The 15,899-nt window shown below is 71.4% G+C and carries 16 protein-coding genes; 8 read left to right on the forward strand and 8 right to left on the reverse strand.

All coding sequences use genetic code 11. The features are described from left to right. Nucleotides 1-34: 34 nt before the first annotated feature. The gene (locus tag ACFWA7_RS28070) at nucleotides 35-616 is read left to right on the forward strand and encodes a TMEM165/GDT1 family protein (protein ID WP_385825784.1); all 582 of its coding nucleotides are present in this window, start codon (nucleotides 35-37) and stop codon (nucleotides 614-616) included. A gap of 280 nt (nucleotides 617-896) precedes the next feature. Here ACFWA7_RS28070 and ACFWA7_RS28075 read toward each other — a convergent pair whose 3' ends face one another. Together ACFWA7_RS28075 and ACFWA7_RS28080 are read right to left on the reverse strand one after the other, a co-directional pair. Next, nucleotides 897-1,562: an HAD-IA family hydrolase gene (locus tag ACFWA7_RS28075; protein WP_385542856.1), complete on the reverse strand. Its 666-nt coding sequence runs from the start codon at nucleotides 1,560-1,562 to the stop codon at nucleotides 897-899. Between the two features lie 175 nt (nucleotides 1,563-1,737). Continuing rightward, entirely contained in the window at nucleotides 1,738-2,556 is an 819-nt protein-coding gene (locus ACFWA7_RS28080) for a peptidoglycan-binding protein (protein ID WP_385825786.1), read from the reverse strand. 475 nt (nucleotides 2,557-3,031) lie between these two features. Between ACFWA7_RS28080 and ACFWA7_RS28085 the strand changes: the two genes are divergently transcribed. Next, nucleotides 3,032-5,086 carry a DHA2 family efflux MFS transporter permease subunit gene (locus tag ACFWA7_RS28085; RefSeq protein ID WP_385825788.1) on the forward strand — a complete coding sequence of 685 codons (2,055 nt, stop codon included), beginning with the start codon at nucleotides 3,032-3,034 and terminating at the stop codon, nucleotides 5,084-5,086. A 39-nt stretch (nucleotides 5,087-5,125) separates the two neighbouring features. Here ACFWA7_RS28085 and ACFWA7_RS28090 read toward each other — a convergent pair whose 3' ends face one another. Continuing rightward, nucleotides 5,126-5,629 (reverse strand): GNAT family N-acetyltransferase, encoded by a 504-nt coding sequence (locus ACFWA7_RS28090; RefSeq protein ID WP_385825791.1) that lies wholly within the window; start codon nucleotides 5,627-5,629, stop codon nucleotides 5,126-5,128. Nucleotides 5,630-5,718: 89 nt separating this feature from the next. Between ACFWA7_RS28090 and ACFWA7_RS28095 the strand changes: the two genes are divergently transcribed. Both ACFWA7_RS28095 and ACFWA7_RS28100 read left to right on the forward strand, forming a co-directional pair. Further along, nucleotides 5,719-6,321 (forward strand): hypothetical protein, encoded by a 603-nt coding sequence (locus ACFWA7_RS28095; RefSeq protein ID WP_385542866.1) that lies wholly within the window; start codon nucleotides 5,719-5,721, stop codon nucleotides 6,319-6,321. Continuing rightward, nucleotides 6,321-6,827 carry a hypothetical protein gene (locus ACFWA7_RS28100; protein WP_385825793.1) on the forward strand — a complete coding sequence of 169 codons (507 nt, stop codon included), beginning with the start codon at nucleotides 6,321-6,323 and terminating at the stop codon, nucleotides 6,825-6,827. The genes ACFWA7_RS28095 and ACFWA7_RS28100 overlap by 1 nt, the downstream gene beginning before the upstream one ends. Before the next feature lie 85 nt (nucleotides 6,828-6,912). On the opposite strand, the gene ACFWA7_RS28105 is transcribed toward ACFWA7_RS28100, so the two are convergent. Both ACFWA7_RS28105 and ACFWA7_RS28110 read right to left on the reverse strand, forming a co-directional pair. Continuing rightward, nucleotides 6,913-7,251, reverse strand: a complete 339-nt coding sequence (locus tag ACFWA7_RS28105; RefSeq protein ID WP_385542872.1) for an antibiotic biosynthesis monooxygenase family protein — start codon at nucleotides 7,249-7,251, stop codon at nucleotides 6,913-6,915. Between the two features lie 22 nt (nucleotides 7,252-7,273). Beyond that, complete coding sequence (locus ACFWA7_RS28110; RefSeq protein WP_385825796.1) at nucleotides 7,274-8,425, reverse strand: DUF2330 domain-containing protein; 1,152 nt, start codon at nucleotides 8,423-8,425, stop codon at nucleotides 7,274-7,276. Nucleotides 8,426-8,710: 285 nt separating this feature from the next. Between ACFWA7_RS28110 and ACFWA7_RS28115 the strand changes: the two genes are divergently transcribed. Beyond that, the gene (locus tag ACFWA7_RS28115) at nucleotides 8,711-10,780 is read left to right on the forward strand and encodes a bifunctional glycosyltransferase 87/phosphatase PAP2 family protein (protein WP_385825798.1); all 2,070 of its coding nucleotides are present in this window, start codon (nucleotides 8,711-8,713) and stop codon (nucleotides 10,778-10,780) included. On the opposite strand, the gene ACFWA7_RS28120 is transcribed toward ACFWA7_RS28115, so the two are convergent. Both ACFWA7_RS28120 and ACFWA7_RS28125 read right to left on the reverse strand, forming a co-directional pair. Next, entirely contained in the window at nucleotides 10,684-11,385 is a 702-nt protein-coding gene (locus ACFWA7_RS28120) for a pyridoxamine 5'-phosphate oxidase family protein (RefSeq protein WP_385825800.1), read from the reverse strand. The genes ACFWA7_RS28115 and ACFWA7_RS28120 overlap by 97 nt on opposite strands. 43 nt (nucleotides 11,386-11,428) lie before the next feature. After that, nucleotides 11,429-11,839, reverse strand: coding sequence for an ATP-binding protein (locus ACFWA7_RS28125; RefSeq protein ID WP_385825806.1), 411 nt, complete (start codon nucleotides 11,837-11,839; stop codon nucleotides 11,429-11,431). A 118-nt stretch (nucleotides 11,840-11,957) separates the two neighbouring features. Between ACFWA7_RS28125 and ACFWA7_RS28130 the strand changes: the two genes are divergently transcribed. Together ACFWA7_RS28130 and ACFWA7_RS28135 are read left to right on the forward strand one after the other, a co-directional pair. After that, a complete protein-coding gene (locus ACFWA7_RS28130) occupies nucleotides 11,958-12,806 on the forward strand; it encodes a helix-turn-helix domain-containing protein (protein ID WP_385825802.1) in 849 nt (282 codons plus the stop codon). Further along, complete coding sequence (locus ACFWA7_RS28135; protein WP_385825804.1) at nucleotides 12,766-13,098, forward strand: DUF397 domain-containing protein; 333 nt, start codon at nucleotides 12,766-12,768, stop codon at nucleotides 13,096-13,098. Before ACFWA7_RS28130 ends, ACFWA7_RS28135 begins: the two co-directional genes overlap by 41 nt. A 12-nt stretch (nucleotides 13,099-13,110) precedes the next feature. On the opposite strand, the gene ACFWA7_RS28140 is transcribed toward ACFWA7_RS28135, so the two are convergent. Next, complete coding sequence (locus tag ACFWA7_RS28140; protein ID WP_385542898.1) at nucleotides 13,111-14,352, reverse strand: cytochrome P450; 1,242 nt, start codon at nucleotides 14,350-14,352, stop codon at nucleotides 13,111-13,113. A 261-nt stretch (nucleotides 14,353-14,613) separates the two neighbouring features. Here ACFWA7_RS28140 and ACFWA7_RS28145 point away from each other — a divergent pair, with 261 nt between their 5' ends. Next, the gene (locus tag ACFWA7_RS28145; protein WP_385542889.1) at nucleotides 14,614-15,783 is read left to right on the forward strand and encodes a steroid 3-ketoacyl-CoA thiolase; all 1,170 of its coding nucleotides are present in this window, start codon (nucleotides 14,614-14,616) and stop codon (nucleotides 15,781-15,783) included. Nucleotides 15,784-15,899 lie beyond the last annotated feature (116 nt).

Here is a 15,899-nt window from a genome sequence, read left to right on the forward strand (position 1 = left end):
CGCGCCGCGCCCGACCGATTGAGGAACCTCTTCCGTGCTCAGCTTCACCATCCTGGCGATCACGTTCGGCGTGGTCTTCCTTGCCGAGCTCCCCGACAAGACCGCGCTCGCGGGACTGATGCTCGGCGCCCGCTACAAGGCGTCGTACGTGTTCGTGGGCGTCGCGGCGGCGTTCCTGCTGCACGTCGCGCTCGCCATCGCGGCGGGGAGCGTACTCACCCTGCTGCCGCACCGGCTGCTCCAGGCGATCGTGGGCGTCCTCTTCCTCGCGGGCGCGGCGATGCTGCTGTTCAAGAAGGACGAGGAGGAGGACGGGGTGAAGGCCCCGGCCGACCAGTCGTTCTGGAAGGTGTCCGGGGCGGGGTTCATGCTGATCCTGGTCGCCGAGTTCGGGGACCTGACGCAGATCATGACGGCGAATCTGGCCGCGCGGTACGACAGCCCGCTGTCGGTGGGTGTGGGGGCCGTGCTGGCGCTGTGGGCGGTGGCGGGGCTGGGGATCCTGGGTGGGCGGACGCTGATGAAGTACGTACCGCTTCGGTTGATCACGAAGGTCGCGGCGGCGCTGATGGGTGCGCTGGCCGGGTTCAGCCTGTTTGAGGCCGTGGCTGGCTGACGCCGTCGATTCGGGGCGCGGTGTGTTGCGTCTGCGGGCCGGCTGGGGCTGGTCGCGGAGTCCCTCCGGGGGTGCGGTGGCTTCGTCTGCGGGTCGGCTGTGGCTTGTCGCGCAGTTCCCCGCGCCCCTGACGCGCCCCTGAGGGGCGATCTCCGGTCGTCGTTCGGGTGCGGCGTCGGTGGGGGAGTCGCGCAGTTCCCCGCGCCCCTGGAGCGCGCCCCTGTGGGGCGATCGCCGAAGGGGCGCCCCGGTGGAGGGGCGCCCCTATGAAGGTGGTCGCCTACTGGGCGATCCGCAGCGTCAGTGTGCCGTTCGGCTCTGCCGTCACCGTTACGTGCGTCAGGTCCGGTACGTACGCCGTCGGCGCGTGGGCGGACGCTCGCGGGCCTATGCCTATGACTCGCATTCCTGCTGCCAGGCCCGCCTGGATGCCTGCCTCCGAGTCCTCGAAGACTATGCAGTCCGCCGGGGCGAAGCCCAGTTCGGCGGCGCCCTTGAGGAAGCCCTCCGGGTCCGGCTTGCTCGCGCCGACGCGCTCGGCGGTGACGCGTACGGCCGGCATCGGCAGTTCGGCCGCGTTCATCCGGGCCTGGGCGAGCGGCTCGTTCGCCGAGGTCACCAGGGCGTGCGGCAGCCCGGCGAGGGAGGCCATGAAGGCGGGGGCGCCCGGGACGGGGACGACGCCGTCGGTGTCGGCCGTCTCCTCGGCGAGCATCACGCGGTTGTCCGCGAGGTTCTGCTCCATCGGGCGGTCCGGCAGCAGGACGGCCATGGTGGCGTAGCCCTGGCGGCCGTGGACGACCTTCAGTGCCTCCTCGGGGTCCAGCCCGTGCTCCACGGCCCAGCGGCGCCAGCACCGCTCGACCACGGCGTCGGAGTTGACGATCGTGCCGTCCATGTCGAGCAGGAGGGCGCGGGCGGTCAGGGTGGTGGGCGTGGCCGTCATCGGCGGACTCCTGGGTGCGGGAGCAGAGACAAGTGGCTCCGCCCGCCGGTCAGGGAGTACGGGCGGAACCACTTTGTTCCATCACGATACAAAACAAAGTGCCGAATGGTCCAACCGGGCTGGTTCCGGCGTCCTGACCGCCCCCCGGACGTCTGGGACGGCTCTCACTGGAGTACTAGGACGTCTGGCCCTCCAGGGCGCTGCGCGTCTCCGGGCCGTAGACGCCCGGCGGGTCGCCTTCGAGGCCCATGTACGACTGGTACGTACGCACCGCGTTCTCCGTCTTGGAGCCGAAGTGGCCGTCGGCCTTCCCGTTGTAGATCGTCAACTGGGCGAGCCGGTCCTGGAGTTCGACGACCTCGGGGCCGTCGTCGCCCCGGCGCAGCACGGGGGCCGTGGCGGGCGGCGCGGCCGGGGTGGTCGTGGTGTCGACGCTGCCGGTGACCTGCGACGGGGACGGTGAGGGGGCGCTGGGCCGGCGGGACGGGCTGGTGGGGGGCTTGGGCGTACGGCTCGGGGAGGGGGAGCTCTTGTGCGGGGACGGGCTGGTGCGGGGGGTGCTGCGGGTGGGTGCCGGGGCGGTGGGGGAGGGGGCGCTGGAGGTGGCGTCGTCGCCGTACGGGGCGGTGCTCACGGTTGTGGCCGCGCCCGTCGCCTTGTCGTCGGATCCGCCGCCGAAGAGGCCACCCGCGAACGCGGTCGTGCCCAGCGCCGCGATCGCCGCTGCGGCGGCGAGGGTGAGGAGGAGGGGGCGGCGCCGGGTGCGGTCGGTCGGGTGCGGGTCGTCCGTGGCTGGTCGCGCAGTTCCCCGCGCCCCTGGTGGGGTGGCCCGGAAGGGCATGGTGGACTCGGGGTCGTCTCCGGCGGGTCCGGCCGTGGCCCGGAAGGGCATGGTGGACCCGGGGTCGTCTCCGGCGGGTCCGGCCGTGGCCCGGAACGGCACGGTCGGCTCCGAGTCGTCACCGGCGGCCCCAGCCGTAGCCCCGAACGCCATCGTCACCCCGGGGGTGTCAGCCGTACGTCCGGGTGCCCCCGGCGGGACGGGTCGCAGCGGCATCGTGACCCCCGGGTCGGCGGCGGCGCCCGCAGGGCCCGCGCCCCCACGGGCCCCGCCCCCCTCGGCGTTCCCCAGGTTCTCCAACGTCACATACGGCCTGATCCGGAGCGGGTCGAAGTCCTCCGACGCGGCTACCTCGGCCGAGCGTTCCGAGTGTTCCGCGCGTAGCGCGCAGGCGCAGGCCGGTCTGCCGGTGGGCTCGCGTTCCGTACCGCATTCAGGACATATGTGTCCCGTCATCATGGGTCCCCTCCCCTTGAACTGCCTGCGATTATGCAGGGCCCGTGGCGGCGGCCCGAGGGGCCCGGCCCGGCCCGGCAGGCCATATCCGGACATTGCGATCAAGATGGAGAGAGGCGGGGCGGAGGCAGAGGCAGACGGGGTGGAGGACCGAGACAGAGAGGGGCGGCCCATGGCTCAGGAAACGGCCCCCACCGTGCTCTCCCCGGGCCCCGGCCCCGGCGTCGGCCAGGAGCGGCGGACCGTACTCGTGGCCATCGGCGCGCTGCTGCTCGGCATGCTGCTGGCCGCGCTCGACCAGACCATCGTCTCCACGGCCCTGCCGACGATCGTCAGCGAGCTCGGCGGGATGGAGCACCTGTCCTGGGTCGTCACCGCGTACATGCTCGCCTCCACCGCCGCGACCCCGCTGTGGGGCAAACTCGGCGACCAGTACGGCAGGAAGAAGCTGTTCCAGGCCGCCATCGTCATCTTCCTCGTCGGCTCGGCGCTGTGCGGAGTCGCGCAGGACATGGGCCAGTTGATCGCCTTCCGGGCGCTCCAGGGTCTGGGCGGCGGCGGTCTGATGGTGCTGTCCATGGCGATCGTGGGCGACCTGGTCTCCCCGCGTGAACGCGGCAAGTACCAGGGCCTGTTCGGTGCGGTGTTCGGCGCGACCAGCGTGCTCGGCCCGCTGCTCGGCGGTCTCTTCACCGAACACCTCAGCTGGCGCTGGGTGTTCTACATCAACCTGCCGATCGGCGTCGTCGCCCTCCTGGTGATCGCGGCGGTGCTGCACATCCCGGTGCACGGCACCCGCCACACCATCGACTACCTCGGCACCTTCCTGATCGCGTCCGTCGCCACCTGCCTGGTCCTCGTCGCCTCGCTCGGCGGGACCACCTGGGCCTGGGGTTCGGCGCAGATCATCGGGCTGGCGGTGCTGGGCGCGGTGCTGCTCGGCGCGTTCGTCGCGGTCGAGCGCAAGGCGGCGGAACCTGTCCTTCCGCTGAACTTGTTCCGTATCCGCACCTTCTCCCTCGTCGCGGTCATCAGCTTCGTCATCGGCTTCGCGATGTTCGGGGCGATGACGTACCTGCCGACGTTCTTGCAGGTCGTGCACGGTGTCACCCCGACGATGTCCGGCGTGCACATGCTGCCGATGGTGCTCGGGCTGCTCCTGACGTCGACCGCGTCCGGCCAGATCGTGTCGCGCACGGGCCGCTGGAAGGTCTTCCCGATCACGGGCACGGCCCTCGTCACGTTCGGCCTGGCCCTGCTGCACCGGCTCACGGAGACGAGCTCCACCTGGGAGATGAGCCTGTACTTCTTCGTCTTCGGCGCGGGGCTCGGCCTGGTGATGCAGGTGCTCGTCCTCGTCGTCCAGAACGCGGTCTCGTACGCGGACCTGGGCGTGGCCACGTCCGGGGCGACCTTCTTCCGCTCGATCGGCGCGTCCTTCGGCGTGGCGATCTTCGGCACGATCTTCACCAACCGCCTGAACGGCAAACTCGCCGGCGCGCTGGCGGGCCGCGAGCTCCCGGCGGGTACCGGGCCCTCCCAACTGGCCGCGGATCCGCGCGGGATCGCCGAGCTGCCGCAGACGCTGCGGCCCCCGGTCCTGCACGCCTACTCGCAGTCGATCACCGATGTCTTCCTCTACGCGGTGCCGGTGACGCTGCTCGCCTTCGTGATCGCCTGGTTCCTGCGCGAGGACAAGCTGCGCGGCTCGGTCACCGCGCCCGACGCCAGCCAGACCGTGGCCTCCAACCCGGTCGAGCGCTCGTCGTACGACGAGTGCGCGCGGGCGCTTTCGGTGCTGGGCACGCGGGAGGGCCGCCGCGCGGTCTACGAGAAGATCACCGCCCGGGCGGGCCTGGACCTGCTGCCCGCGTCGAGCTGGTTCCTGCTGCGCATCCACCACTACGGCTCGGCGGAACCCGCCTTCCTGGCCGAGCGCACGCGCGTACCGCTGCGGCTGATCACGGAGGGCGCGCGTCAGCTGGAGGAGCGCGGTCTGGCCATACGCGACGGGATGGCTCTGGTCGCCACGGAGGCGGGCCGCGCGACGGCGGTCCGGCTCGCCCGGGCCCGCGAGGAGTCCCTGTCCGAGCTGCTCGGCGACTGGTGGGGCCCGGGCCGCCCGACCGACCTGGTCAAGCTGGTGGAGGAGCTGACGGCGGAGATGTCGGGCTCGGACGAGGAGAGTCCGAGGGGGCCGGAGCTGCGACGGGACCACGCGAGGTGACCCCGTCGCGGGCCACTGCCCCGTGCGGGTGACGCCCCCTCACAGCTCCTTCGCGAACCACCGTTCCGCGTAAGGGCGTTGGGCGTACGGCTCGATCTCGCGGTAGCCGTTGCGCGCGTACAACGCACGGGCCTCGACGAGGTCGTGGCGGGTGTCCAGGGCGACGCGGCGGGCGCCGAGGCGGCGGGCGGCCGTCTCCAGGGTGGTGAGGAGTGCGGCGCCGCCGCCGGTGCCGCGCAGGCCGGGGCGTACATAGACCCGGGTCAGCTCGGCGGTGGCCGGGGCGGTGCCGTCGATGACCGGGGCGGTCTCGCAGAGCAGGATGCCGCCGCAGGCGCCGGCGACTTGGTCGTGGCGGCCGACCACGAAGTCGCCCAGGGGCGGGCGCAGTCGGTCGGCGCCGTCGTCCGTGAGTCCCTCCTCGATCTCCTGGGCGGTGGCCGGGCGGCCGTACCAGCGGCTCGCCACCTCGTCGTAGTACTCGCGGCGGAGCAGGGCCGCGTCGGGGGAGTCGTAGGGCTCGCGGTTCATGATCCAACTCATGGGCGTCTGCCTACCCGACGCCGGTGCCGTTTGGCCACCGAATTCCTGGCAACACGGCGGGTAAGGACCAACTCACCGGGAAGGCAGACATGTCCACGATCGTGATTGTCGTCCTGATCGCGGTGCTCGCGCTCGCCGCGCTCGCCGTCGCCGTCCGGTTCGCGCTGCGCGGCTCGGCGACCGGCGGGCGCGGGCTGCGGCGGCGCTTCGGCCCCGAGTACGAACGGGCGGTCGTCCTGCACGACGGGGACCGCAAGGCCGCCGAGCGCGAGCTCGCCGAGCGGCTGAAGCGGCACGGCTCGCTCACCGAACGCCCGCTGCCCCCCGAGGTCCGCGAGCACTACCTCGTGCGCTGGGCGGGCATCCAGGAGCAGTTCGTCGACTCGCCGCGCCGGGCGGCCGAGGCGGCCGACAAACTGATGGCCCGGCTGGCCGAGGAACGGGGCTTCCCGGCGGCGAAGGCGTACGAGGACCAGCTCGCGGCGCTGTCCGTGCACCACGCGGGCCAGCTCGACGGCTACCGCCGGGTGCACCGCGCGGCGCGGGGCACCGGCGACACCGAGGAGATCCGGGAGGCGGTCATCGAGGCCCGCAGCCTGTTCGAGGAACTCCTCACGGCGGGCCCCCGCCATGCCCAGCCCACCCGCCGCCCGGCCCTGCCGCGACGGCACGCGAAGGGAAGTGCGGTGTGATGCGACGCCACGAGGACGAGACGACGGGCGGCGGGGCGCCGACCGCGCGACCCGGCACGGGCCTGGACGGAGCTCAGGCCGCACCGGTGGCCCCGGCGGTACGCGGCTCCGACCCGGCGGTGGACCCGTCGGACCCGGCGGACCCGGCGGTACGCGCCCCGGCGGCGGGCGCGTCCGATCCGGGCGGACGAACTCCCGCCCCGGCGACAGCCGCTGCCGACCAGCCCGCCCCGCCCCCGCCCGCCGACCTCAAGCCCGCCCCGCTGCTCCCCGCCGAAGAGCGCGACATGTGGGCGCTGCGGCTGCACCGGGCGGTGGGCGGCTTCGTCGACGAGCCCCGGCAGGCCGTGGAGGAGGCCGACGCCGTACTGGGCGAGACCGCCGCGCGCGTCGCGGAACTGGTCAAGGAACGCCGCCGGGCTGTCCCCGACAAGGGCGACACCGAGGAACTCCGCCTCGCCCTGCGCGACTACCGGGAGATCACCGAGCGCATGCTGGAGCTCTAGGAGCCGGAGCAGCGCCAGGACATACGGCCCGTACGCCAACTCCCAGGCGTACGGGCCGTACGCGTGGCCTGCGGGCGGTGCCGACTCAGCCCTTCGGCCCCGCCTGCTGCACGACCTCGAACGACCACAGCGTGGAACCGGTCGCGGCCGGCTTGGGGCGCTCGCCCCCGCCCGCGCCCTCCGCCGCGCCGCCCCCGCCGTGCGAGCCGCGCATCGACGTGGCCATCCACTTCTCGAAGTCCTCCTCGCTGCGCCAGCGGGTGTACACGAGGTATTCGTCGGTGCCCTCGACGGGCCTCAGCAGCTCGAACCACTCGAACCCGTCGGAGTTCTCCACCGATCCCGCCCGCGCGGCGAACCGCTGCTCCAGCACCTCGCGCTGCTCGCTGGGGACCTTCAGGACATTGATCTTCACGATGCTCATGTCCCGCACCCTACGACCCCTCTCACCCCAACGGCGGCGGCACCACGACCGGCGCGGGCGGGACCACCACGCGGCGGCGCCGCAGGCCCCTGCGTACGAGCAGGAGGGCCGTCGTCGCCGCGGCTGCCAGGGCCGTGGTCACCGTCAGGAGCCACGCCGGGATGCCTGCTATCCGCATCAGGCGGTCCGTCCAGATCACCCGCTGGAACGGGGTGTCGTCGGCGGTGCGCGTCAGTTCGTGGTCGCCCGTGATCGCGGAGGGCTGCCAGAAGGACTGGCTCAGGGCCGTGAGGTACGGGGTGTTGCCTTCGGAGGTGTGCGACACCCCCGCGAACTTCGCCAGTTCGCCCCGCTCCCGCGGCACCCGCCCCGCGTACAGGACCTCCGGCCTCGCGCCCCCGATCGGCGACTCCGGCTCCATCCGGTGTGCCGACACCACGTACAGGTTCAGCGACTGGGGCGTCTTCGCCAGGCGGGAAAGGCGCATCGGGTAGACCAACCGGTCGCTGGCGAACGTCAGCTTCAACGGGTCGAGCGTGCCCGTCAGGGGGCCGCCGCCGGACGCGGGGGCCAGGCGGATCGCCACGTACTCCCACTTCTGGGCGACGTACGGCCGCAACTCGGTCGAGAGAGCCGGGGGGAGCTGGAAGCCGTTTCTCGCCAGCCAGCTCCGCAGCGCTTCCGGGTCCGTGGCCGTCAGGCGGGCCACGTCGAAGGGGCCAAGGCGCTGGCGGTCGACCACGCCGACCGGCGGCGCGGCCGCCATCGGGGGGCCCGCGCCGTCGCCCACCGAGTGGTGGTCGCGGGCGAACGGCCAGTCGCCGTCCTCCGGCCAGAAGTGGTCGCGGTCCTTGTACACCGGCGCCGTGGCCTTCTCCAGGTCGGAGAAGAGCGCGCGGTCGCCCAGGGTGACCGTCGCCCGGTGCGGCACCGGCATGATCCACGCCGCCTTCGGGGCGTTCCCGTCGACCGTGAGACTCATCACGATCTGCTCGCCGCGGCCGTCCCAGCGCACCGCCGACGTCTCCTGACGTACCGCCAGCCGCGTCCCCGTGCCGTGGACCATCGCGCCGCACCCGCACGCGTACGCGGGGGAGACGAGCGAACCGAGCTGGAGTGCCAGCAACGCCCCCGTGATCAGCCCTGTTCGCGCCCTGATGCTCCTGCCGCGCATTCCCCCGCCTTCCGTTACAGCGCCCGTACGACGTCTGTACACCGCACGCCGACGAGATCGTCGACGGGGTCTACGACGGCGTCGTGGCAGGTCCGGTTCCGCCAGGTCGCGGAGTCCGGTCAAGACGATTCCGGTCGAAACTCCGGTGACAGTCAGGCTAAGTGGGGGTTGTCTGGGTCTTCTCGGAGGGGTGGTGCGAGGCTCTCAGCAGTCGCCCCACAGTCGGGGGCCGGTACGACGGGCGAACAGCGGGCTTACTGAGAACGGTGGGAGGTTCGGCGCGGCGTGGCCAATACGGAGCACGGCGGACGCGGCAGCACGGTGGACTCGGGGTCGGCGGACACCCGGATGGGCGTGGCCCGGGTGGTGCTGTGGCTGGTCGCCGCCATCCTCGCGTTACGGCAGATGGCCCACGTCCTGCGCCTTCCACCCGGTGAACGGCTCACCGACCTGGAGACCTGGACCGGGGCCAACGGCGCCGACGGTGTCAACGGCGTGCTGCACGTCAAAGGGTCCCTGTACGACCAGGACCACTTCACCGGCACCCCCTTCGCCGGGCTCGCCCTCAAACCACTGACGCACTCCGCCGAGCAGGCGCTCGGAGTGGCCTGGACGTTCTCCACCCTGCTGCTCGTCGCGGTGCTCGGCGTCGTCGCCGCCCGCGCGCTGCCGGGGCCGATCTCACGCCGCAGTTCACTGGTGGCCGCGCCCGTCGCCATCAGCCTCCTGATGCTCTCGCTGCCGGTCCGCAACGCCCTCACCACCGGCCAGACCAGCATCATCCCCGTTCTGCTCGTCCTGCTCGGCTGCTTCGTCGTACGCGGAGAGCGCGGCTGCGGGGTGCTCATCGGCATCGGCGCGGCCCTCCAGCCCACCGTGCTGCTCTTCGTCCCGCTGCTCTGGCTCACCGGACGCAGACGCGCGGCCGTCTCCACCACCGCCACCTTCGCCGCCGCGACCGCCCTGACCTGGGCGGTCATGCCGCACGACTCCTGGACGTACTGGGTGCACCACGTGGCGGGCGCCGGGCTCGGCGCGCGCCCCGACGGCCTCGCCAACCAGTCCCTGCACGGCGCCCTGCTCCGGGTCGGACTCGAAGGGCCGCTGGAGATCGCGCTCTTCCTGGCGCTCGCCGCCGCCGTGATCGTCCTCGGGCTGCGCCGAGCCGTCCGCTACGCGCGCGACGGCCAGCTCCTGCTCGCCGTCGCCCTCACCGGCTGCGTCGCGGTCGCCGTCTCGCCGACGGCCTGGCAGCACCAGCTCCTGTGGGTGCTGTTCGCGATGGTCGGCCGGGCCGGGACCAGGGCTCGCGACCGCCTGGCGTGGCCCGCCGTCGTCATCCTGGTGATGACGCTCCCGGGCGCGGTGCTGCTGCCGAACGTGGCGTCGCTGTACCCGTTACGCGAGAACGTTCCCCTGCTGACAGCGCTGACGGCGGCCTGCCTGGTGCCGTTCCTGCCGCGCACCTCCGAGCACTTCCGCGCCCCGGTCCCCACCGCGTACGCGGAGCCCGTCCCGGCCCGCTGGGCCCGCATCCCGCTGCTGCCGTTCTGGCGCCGGGTGCTCAGCCGCCCGAACCTGCTCCTGGAAATGCTCGTCATACGCGTCGGCTACTCGGCGTACTCCCACATCCGGCTGGAGGCCACCGCCGGGCGCGAGACGGCCGAGGCGCACGGCCGGACCATCGCGTCGATCGAGCGCGCGCTCCACATCGACATCGAGCACTGGGCCAACCACTCGATCCAGCACGTCAAGTGGCTGCGATCGTTCCTCGACTTCTACTACGAGTCGTTCCACTTCGTGGTGCCGCTGACGATCCTGGGCGTCCTCTATGTGCGCCGCCCGGCGGACTACCGCTGGGCACGCGCGGCCCTGGGCTTCGCCACGCTGCTCGGCCTGATCGGCTTCTGGTTCTTCCCGCTCGCCCCGCCGCGCCTGATGCCGGGCATGGACTTCATCGACACCGTCCACGGCCCGCAGGATCTGGCCAACCCGGACTACGGGCCGATGACGCGGGTCACCAACCAGTACGCGGCGATGCCCAGTCTGCACTTCGGCTGGTCGCTGTGGTGCGGCATCGTGATCGCGGTGGTGGCGCCCAAGCTGTGGATGAAGGCGCTGGGCATGCTCCACCCGCTCTTCACGGTCTGCGCGATCACCGCCACCGCCAACCACTGGGTGCTCGACGCGATAGGCGGCGCCACCGTCGTCGGCGCGGGCTTCGCCCTGGTGTACGTACTGGCGGGCCCGCGCGGCATTCAGCTGCCGGAGTTGCCCGCGCCCAGAGCGGCGACATGGGGCGGCAAGGCGATGCCGGCGGGCAGAACGGGGTCGGGCTCCGGCACGTCGAAGTAGCTCCGCACCGGCACCACCCCGGCCCACAGCCCGAGCTCACCGTCCGGCCCGTCCCCGTCCTCGGGCGGGCCGGACGCCGTCTTCACGGACGCCTCGGTGAGCGGCAGCGCGAGCAGCGAGGTGGCGGCGAGCTCCTTGCGGCTCGGCTGCCGCGCGTACTCCCACTGCCCCGGCGCGCACTGCTCGGTCACGATCCGCAGCCCGTGCAGCAGCTCGTCCCCGTCCGTGACGGCCCGGGGCACCCCATAGACCATGGCACTCCGGTAATTGACCCCGTGCTCGAAGACGGACCGCGCGAGGACGAGTCCGTCGATGTGGGTCACGGTGACGCAGACGGTCTGCGCGGGCGCCCGGACGAGGCTGCGGCTGGCGACGGAGCCGTGGACGTAGAGGGTACGGGCGTCGAAGTCCACGCCGTACACGGTCGGTACGACCATGGGCGCGCCGTCGACGACGACCCCGAGATGACAGACGAACCCGCCCCGCAGTACCGCGTCGAGGTCCGCGACCTCGGTACTGCCCTGTTCCCGAAGCCGCCGGTGCCGGGTCCGCTCGGTGACGGCCAGCCGGTCCGGATGCTGCTGATTCTGTTCCTGAGTGCTCATTCCCCCACCGATCCAGTTGCGATCACGTTCGATCGCAACTGTTTCAGTCGTGGAGGAGTTCATCAAGGTCTAGGTCCGTGATGTGCTGCGGGGGCGTTCCGCACTCGAACCACACCGTCTTCCCGGCCCTCCCCGGGCCCGGGGAGACGCCCCACTTGTCGACCACCGCGTCCAGGAGGACGAGTCCGCGCCCGGTCTCGTCCTGGTCCGACGCGGTGAGCGGCAGGGGAAGCTGCGGGAAGCGGTCCGACACCTCGACGCGCACGCCGTGCGGCCGGCGGTGGATGCTCAACTCGCAGTAACGGTCGGGCACATGGCGCACCACGTTGGCGAGCAGCTCCGTCACGGCGAGTTCGGCCGCGTCCGTGAGGTCGGACATGGCCCAGAAGTCGAGGTGTGTACGGACGATCCTGCGGACATGGCGGGCGGAGTGCGCGCCGACCGTGAAGCGCATGCCGTACTGGGTATTGTCGTTCACGGGACGAGCGTGACGCGCGATGGCTACTCTCGGCTACGGCACGAATACAACCCGCTGGGAAGTAAGCGGAGTTGAGCACGAGGGGGTACCCGCCGTGGTCCACATCAACGTCCTCGACCCGAGCGCCTCGCCGCTCGACTATTACGGCTACGAGCTGCGCCGCTACCGCGAGGCGAGCGGGCTCACCCAGAAGCAACTGGGCGCGATCATCTCGTACACGGGCTCGCTGATCGGCCAGATCGAAACGGCCCGAAAGCTGCCGACGTCCGATTTCAGCGAACGCGCGGACATCGCGCTGGGCACGGGCGGGCTGTTGTCGCGGCTGCTGCCGCTCGTTCTGCGAAGTCAACTCCCGGCTTGGTTTCAGCAAGTTGCTGAGCTGGAGGCGCGGGCGGTTGAGATCAACACGTTCCATACGCACCTGATCCACGGGCTCTTGCAGACGCCGCCGTACGCGCGCGCCGTGCTCGGCACGCTGGATCAAACCAACTTGGACGACCGTACGGCGGTCCGGCTGGCTCGGCAGCGCATCTTGGAGAAGGATCACGCGCCGGTCCTGTGGGCGATCATCGGCGAGGCCGCGTTGAATCAGGAGATCGGCGGTGACGAGGTCATGCGCGGGCAGTTGGACCGGCTGTTGTCGTTCGAGAGCAACCCGAAGGTGAACATCCAGGTCCTGCCGTACGAGGTCGGAGCGCATGCTGGATTGCAAGGCTCGTTCGACCTCTTCCGCTTCACCGGGGATCCGGCCATCGTCTACACCGAGGGCTACGGAGCTGGTCATCCAACTGCCAACCCGGACACGGTCAAGGACTGTTCACTCCGTTACGATCACCTCCAAGCCGCCGCCCTGTCCATCCAGGACTCGGCGAAGCTGATCCGGCACGCGATGGAGGAACGGTATGGGGAGCAACCTGGATCTGACCCGCGTCCAGTGGCGTAAGTCCAGCTACAGCGGTGATCAGGGCGGCTCCTGCGTTGAGTGTGTGCCGCTCGGCGGCGCCGCCTGGCGCAAGTCCTCGCACAGCGGTGACCAGGGCGGCGAATGCGTCGAGTGCGCCACCCTCGGCACCGCCCAGTGGCACAAGTCAACGCGCAGCAGCGACCAGGGCGGCTCCTGCGTAGAGCTCGCCGCCCTCCCTCACGCCGTCGCCGTCCGCGACTCCAAGAACCCCCACGGCCCCGCCATCCGTTTCCACCCCGCCGCCTTCAGCGACTTCGTACGGCAGCTGTAGTGCTCACGGGCCTCACGGGCTCACCTGCAACTCCTTGATGCCGTTCAGCCACGCCGACCGCAGGCGGCGCGGGTCGCCCGCGAGCGTCAGGTTGGGCAGGGCGTCCGCGATCGCGTTGAAGATCAGGTTGATTTCGAGGACGGCGAGCGACTTGCCGAGGCAGAAGTGCGGGCCTCCGCCGCCGAAGCCGAGGTGTGGGTTCGGGTCGCGGAGGATGTCGAACTTCTCCGGCTCGTCGAAGAGTTCGGGGTCGTTGTTGGCCGACGAGTAGAACAGGCCGACCCGGTCGCCCGCCTTGATCTTCTGGCCGCCCAGCTCCGTGTCCTGCACCGCCGTACGCTGGAAGGACACCACCGGCGTCGCCCAGCGCACGATCTCCTCCGCCGCCGTGTCGGGGCGCTCGCGCTTGTAGAGCTCCCACTGGTCGCGGTGGGTGAGGAACGCGTGCATGCCGTGGCTGATCGCGTTGCGGGTCGTCTCGTTGCCCGCCACCGCGAGCAGGATGACGAAGAAGCCGAACTCGTCGGCCAGCAGGTTGCCTTCGCCCTCCGCCGCGACCAGCGTCGACACGATGTCCTTCGCCGGGCACTCCTTGCGCGCCGCCGCCAGGTTCATCGCGTAACTCACGATCTCCATGGCCGCCTCGGCGCCGATCTCCTCGGTGATGGCGTACTCGGGATCGTCGTACGCCGCCATCTTGTTGGACCAGTCGAAGATCTTCGCGCGGTCCTCCTGCGGTACGCCGATGAGCTCCGCGATCGCCTGGAGCGGCAGCTCCACCGCGATGTTGGTGACGAAGTCGAAGGAGTCGTGGCCCTCGGAGGCCGCGAGGGCCGTGTCGACTATCCGGCGGGCGCGGTCGCGCAGGGCGCCTTCGAGGGAGCGGATCGCGCGTGGCGTGAAACCGCGCTGGACGATCTGGCGGACCCGGGTGTGCTCCGGCGGGTCCATGTTCAGCATGATCAGCCGCTGGACCTCGATCTGGTCGCGGGTGATGTTCTCCTTGAAGCGGATGACGGCGGTGTTGGTGGTGGAGGAGTACAGCTCCGGGTGCGTGGAGACGTACTTGACGTCCGAGTGCCGGGTCACCACCCAGTAGCCGTCGTCGCCGAAGCCGGCGAGGCCGTGCGGCTGCGGGCACCAGAAGACCGGGGCGGTCTGCCGCGCCTCGGCGAACTCCGGGTACGGGACGCGGTCCTGGAGCAGGTCGGGGTCGGTGAAGTCGAACCCCTCGGGCAGGTGGGGGCAGCGCATCGGCAGCTCCATCTCGACGGCACTTGTCTGACGACCCATCAGAATTTGACTGAAAGGTAGTAACGGGTTCTACAAGTCGCAAGGGTGCGGGGGTGGTTGATTGCGGCTGCGGGAGTGCGCGGGTGCGTGCACAACCCTTGCGTACCGGGGGTAAGTCTCACCAGACTGCATACGGAACTAGAACGCGTACTAGTTCCGGACCGGTTCGGTCGCGGCGGCTCCGGGAGGCCCCGGCGACTGTGCGAGGGAGAGGACGAGCTCATGGCCGCGGAACCCGTCATCGTCGAAGCCGTACGCACGCCGATCGGCAAGCGCGGAGGTGCGCTCGCCAATCTCCACCCCGCCTATCTGCTCGGCGAGACCTACCGCGAGCTGCTCGGGCGGACCGGGATCCACGCGGACTGCGTGGAGCAGATCGTCGGAGGCACGGTCACGCACGCCGGCGAGCAGTCCATGAACCCCGCGCGCAACGCGTGGCTGGCGATGGGGCTGCCGTACGAGACGGCGGCGACCACCGTGGACTGCCAGTGCGGGTCGTCCCAGCAGGCCAGCCATATGGTCGCCAACATGATCGCGGCGGGCGTCGTGGACGTCGGCATCAGCTGCGGGGTGGAGGCCATGTCGCGGGTGCCGCTGGGGTCGGGGTCCAAGCACGGGCCCGGGAAGCCGTTCCCGGACGAGTGGAACGTGGACCTGCCCAACCAGTTCGAGGCGGCGGAGCGGATCGCGCGCCACCGGGGGCTGACACGGGAGCGGGTCGACTCGCTCGGGCTGCTCTCGCAGGAGCGGGCGGGCGTGGCGTGGGCCGAGGAGCGGTTCAAGCGGGAGACGTTCGCGGTGCAGGTGCCCACGACCGATGAGGAGCAGGCGGCCGGGCAGGGCATGTGGCGGCTCGTCGACCGGGACGAGGGCCTGCGGGACACGTCGATGGAGGCGCTGGCCGGGCTGAAGCCCGTCATGCCGACCGCCGTGCACACGGCCGGGAACTCCTCCCAGATCTCCGACGGCGCGGCCGCGATCATGTGGGCGTCCAAGCGGATGGCGAGGGCGCTGAAGCTGCGGCCCCGGGCGCGGATCGTGGCGCAGGCGCTGGTGGGGGCCGACCCGCACTTCCACCTCGACGGGCCGATCGACGCGACGAGGGCGGTGCTCGGCAAGGCCGGGATGTCGCTGCGGGACATCGACCTCGTCGAGATCAACGAGGCGTTCGCGTCGGTCGTCCTCAGCTGGGCCCAGGTCTTCGACCAGGACCTGGACAAGGTGAACGTCAACGGCGGCGCGATCGCCCTGGGGCATCCGGTGGGGGCGACGGGGGCGCGTCTGATCACTACGGCGCTGCACGAGCTGGAGCGGCGTGACCGGGAGTTCGCGCTGGTGACGATGTGTGCGGGGGGTGCGCTGGCGACGGCGACGATCCTGCAACGGCTGTAGGACCCACCCCACCCCACCCCACCCCACCCCTTCCCCAAACCCTCCGGGGGTGCTTCGGCTGCGGACCGTGCGTGGCTGATCGCGCAGTTCCCCGCGCCCCTGGGCGGTCAGGGGCG

The sequence above is a fragment of the Streptomyces sp. NPDC059994 genome (assembly GCF_042737755.1).
Classification (GTDB): Bacteria; Actinomycetota; Actinomycetes; order Streptomycetales; family Streptomycetaceae; genus Streptomyces.

Excerpts from the sequence above, each read along its gene's own strand:
- ACFWA7_RS28075 (WP_385542856.1), bottom strand. The coding sequence starts at position 1,562 with ATGACGGCCACGCCCACCACCCTGACCGCCCGCGCCCTCCTGCTCGAC.
- ACFWA7_RS28080 (WP_385825786.1), bottom strand. The coding sequence starts at position 2,556 with ATGGCGTTCGGGGCTACGGCTGGGGCCGCCGGTGACGACTCGGAGCCG.
- ACFWA7_RS28085 (WP_385825788.1), top strand. The coding sequence starts at position 3,032 with ATGGCTCAGGAAACGGCCCCCACCGTGCTCTCCCCGGGCCCCGGCCCC.
- ACFWA7_RS28090 (WP_385825791.1), bottom strand. The coding sequence starts at position 5,629 with ATGAGTTGGATCATGAACCGCGAGCCCTACGACTCCCCCGACGCGGCC.
- ACFWA7_RS28095 (WP_385542866.1), top strand. The coding sequence starts at position 5,719 with ATGTCCACGATCGTGATTGTCGTCCTGATCGCGGTGCTCGCGCTCGCC.
- ACFWA7_RS28100 (WP_385825793.1), top strand. The coding sequence starts at position 6,321 with ATGCGACGCCACGAGGACGAGACGACGGGCGGCGGGGCGCCGACCGCG.
- ACFWA7_RS28105 (WP_385542872.1), bottom strand. The coding sequence starts at position 7,251 with ATGAGCATCGTGAAGATCAATGTCCTGAAGGTCCCCAGCGAGCAGCGC.
- ACFWA7_RS28110 (WP_385825796.1), bottom strand. The coding sequence starts at position 8,425 with ATGCGCGGCAGGAGCATCAGGGCGCGAACAGGGCTGATCACGGGGGCG.
- ACFWA7_RS28120 (WP_385825800.1), bottom strand. The coding sequence starts at position 11,385 with ATGAGCACTCAGGAACAGAATCAGCAGCATCCGGACCGGCTGGCCGTC.
- ACFWA7_RS28125 (WP_385825806.1), bottom strand. The coding sequence starts at position 11,839 with ATGCGCTTCACGGTCGGCGCGCACTCCGCCCGCCATGTCCGCAGGATC.
- ACFWA7_RS28135 (WP_385825804.1), top strand. The coding sequence starts at position 12,766 with ATGGGGAGCAACCTGGATCTGACCCGCGTCCAGTGGCGTAAGTCCAGC.
- ACFWA7_RS28140 (WP_385542898.1), bottom strand. The coding sequence starts at position 14,352 with ATGCGCTGCCCCCACCTGCCCGAGGGGTTCGACTTCACCGACCCCGAC.
- ACFWA7_RS28145 (WP_385542889.1), top strand. The coding sequence starts at position 14,614 with ATGGCCGCGGAACCCGTCATCGTCGAAGCCGTACGCACGCCGATCGGC.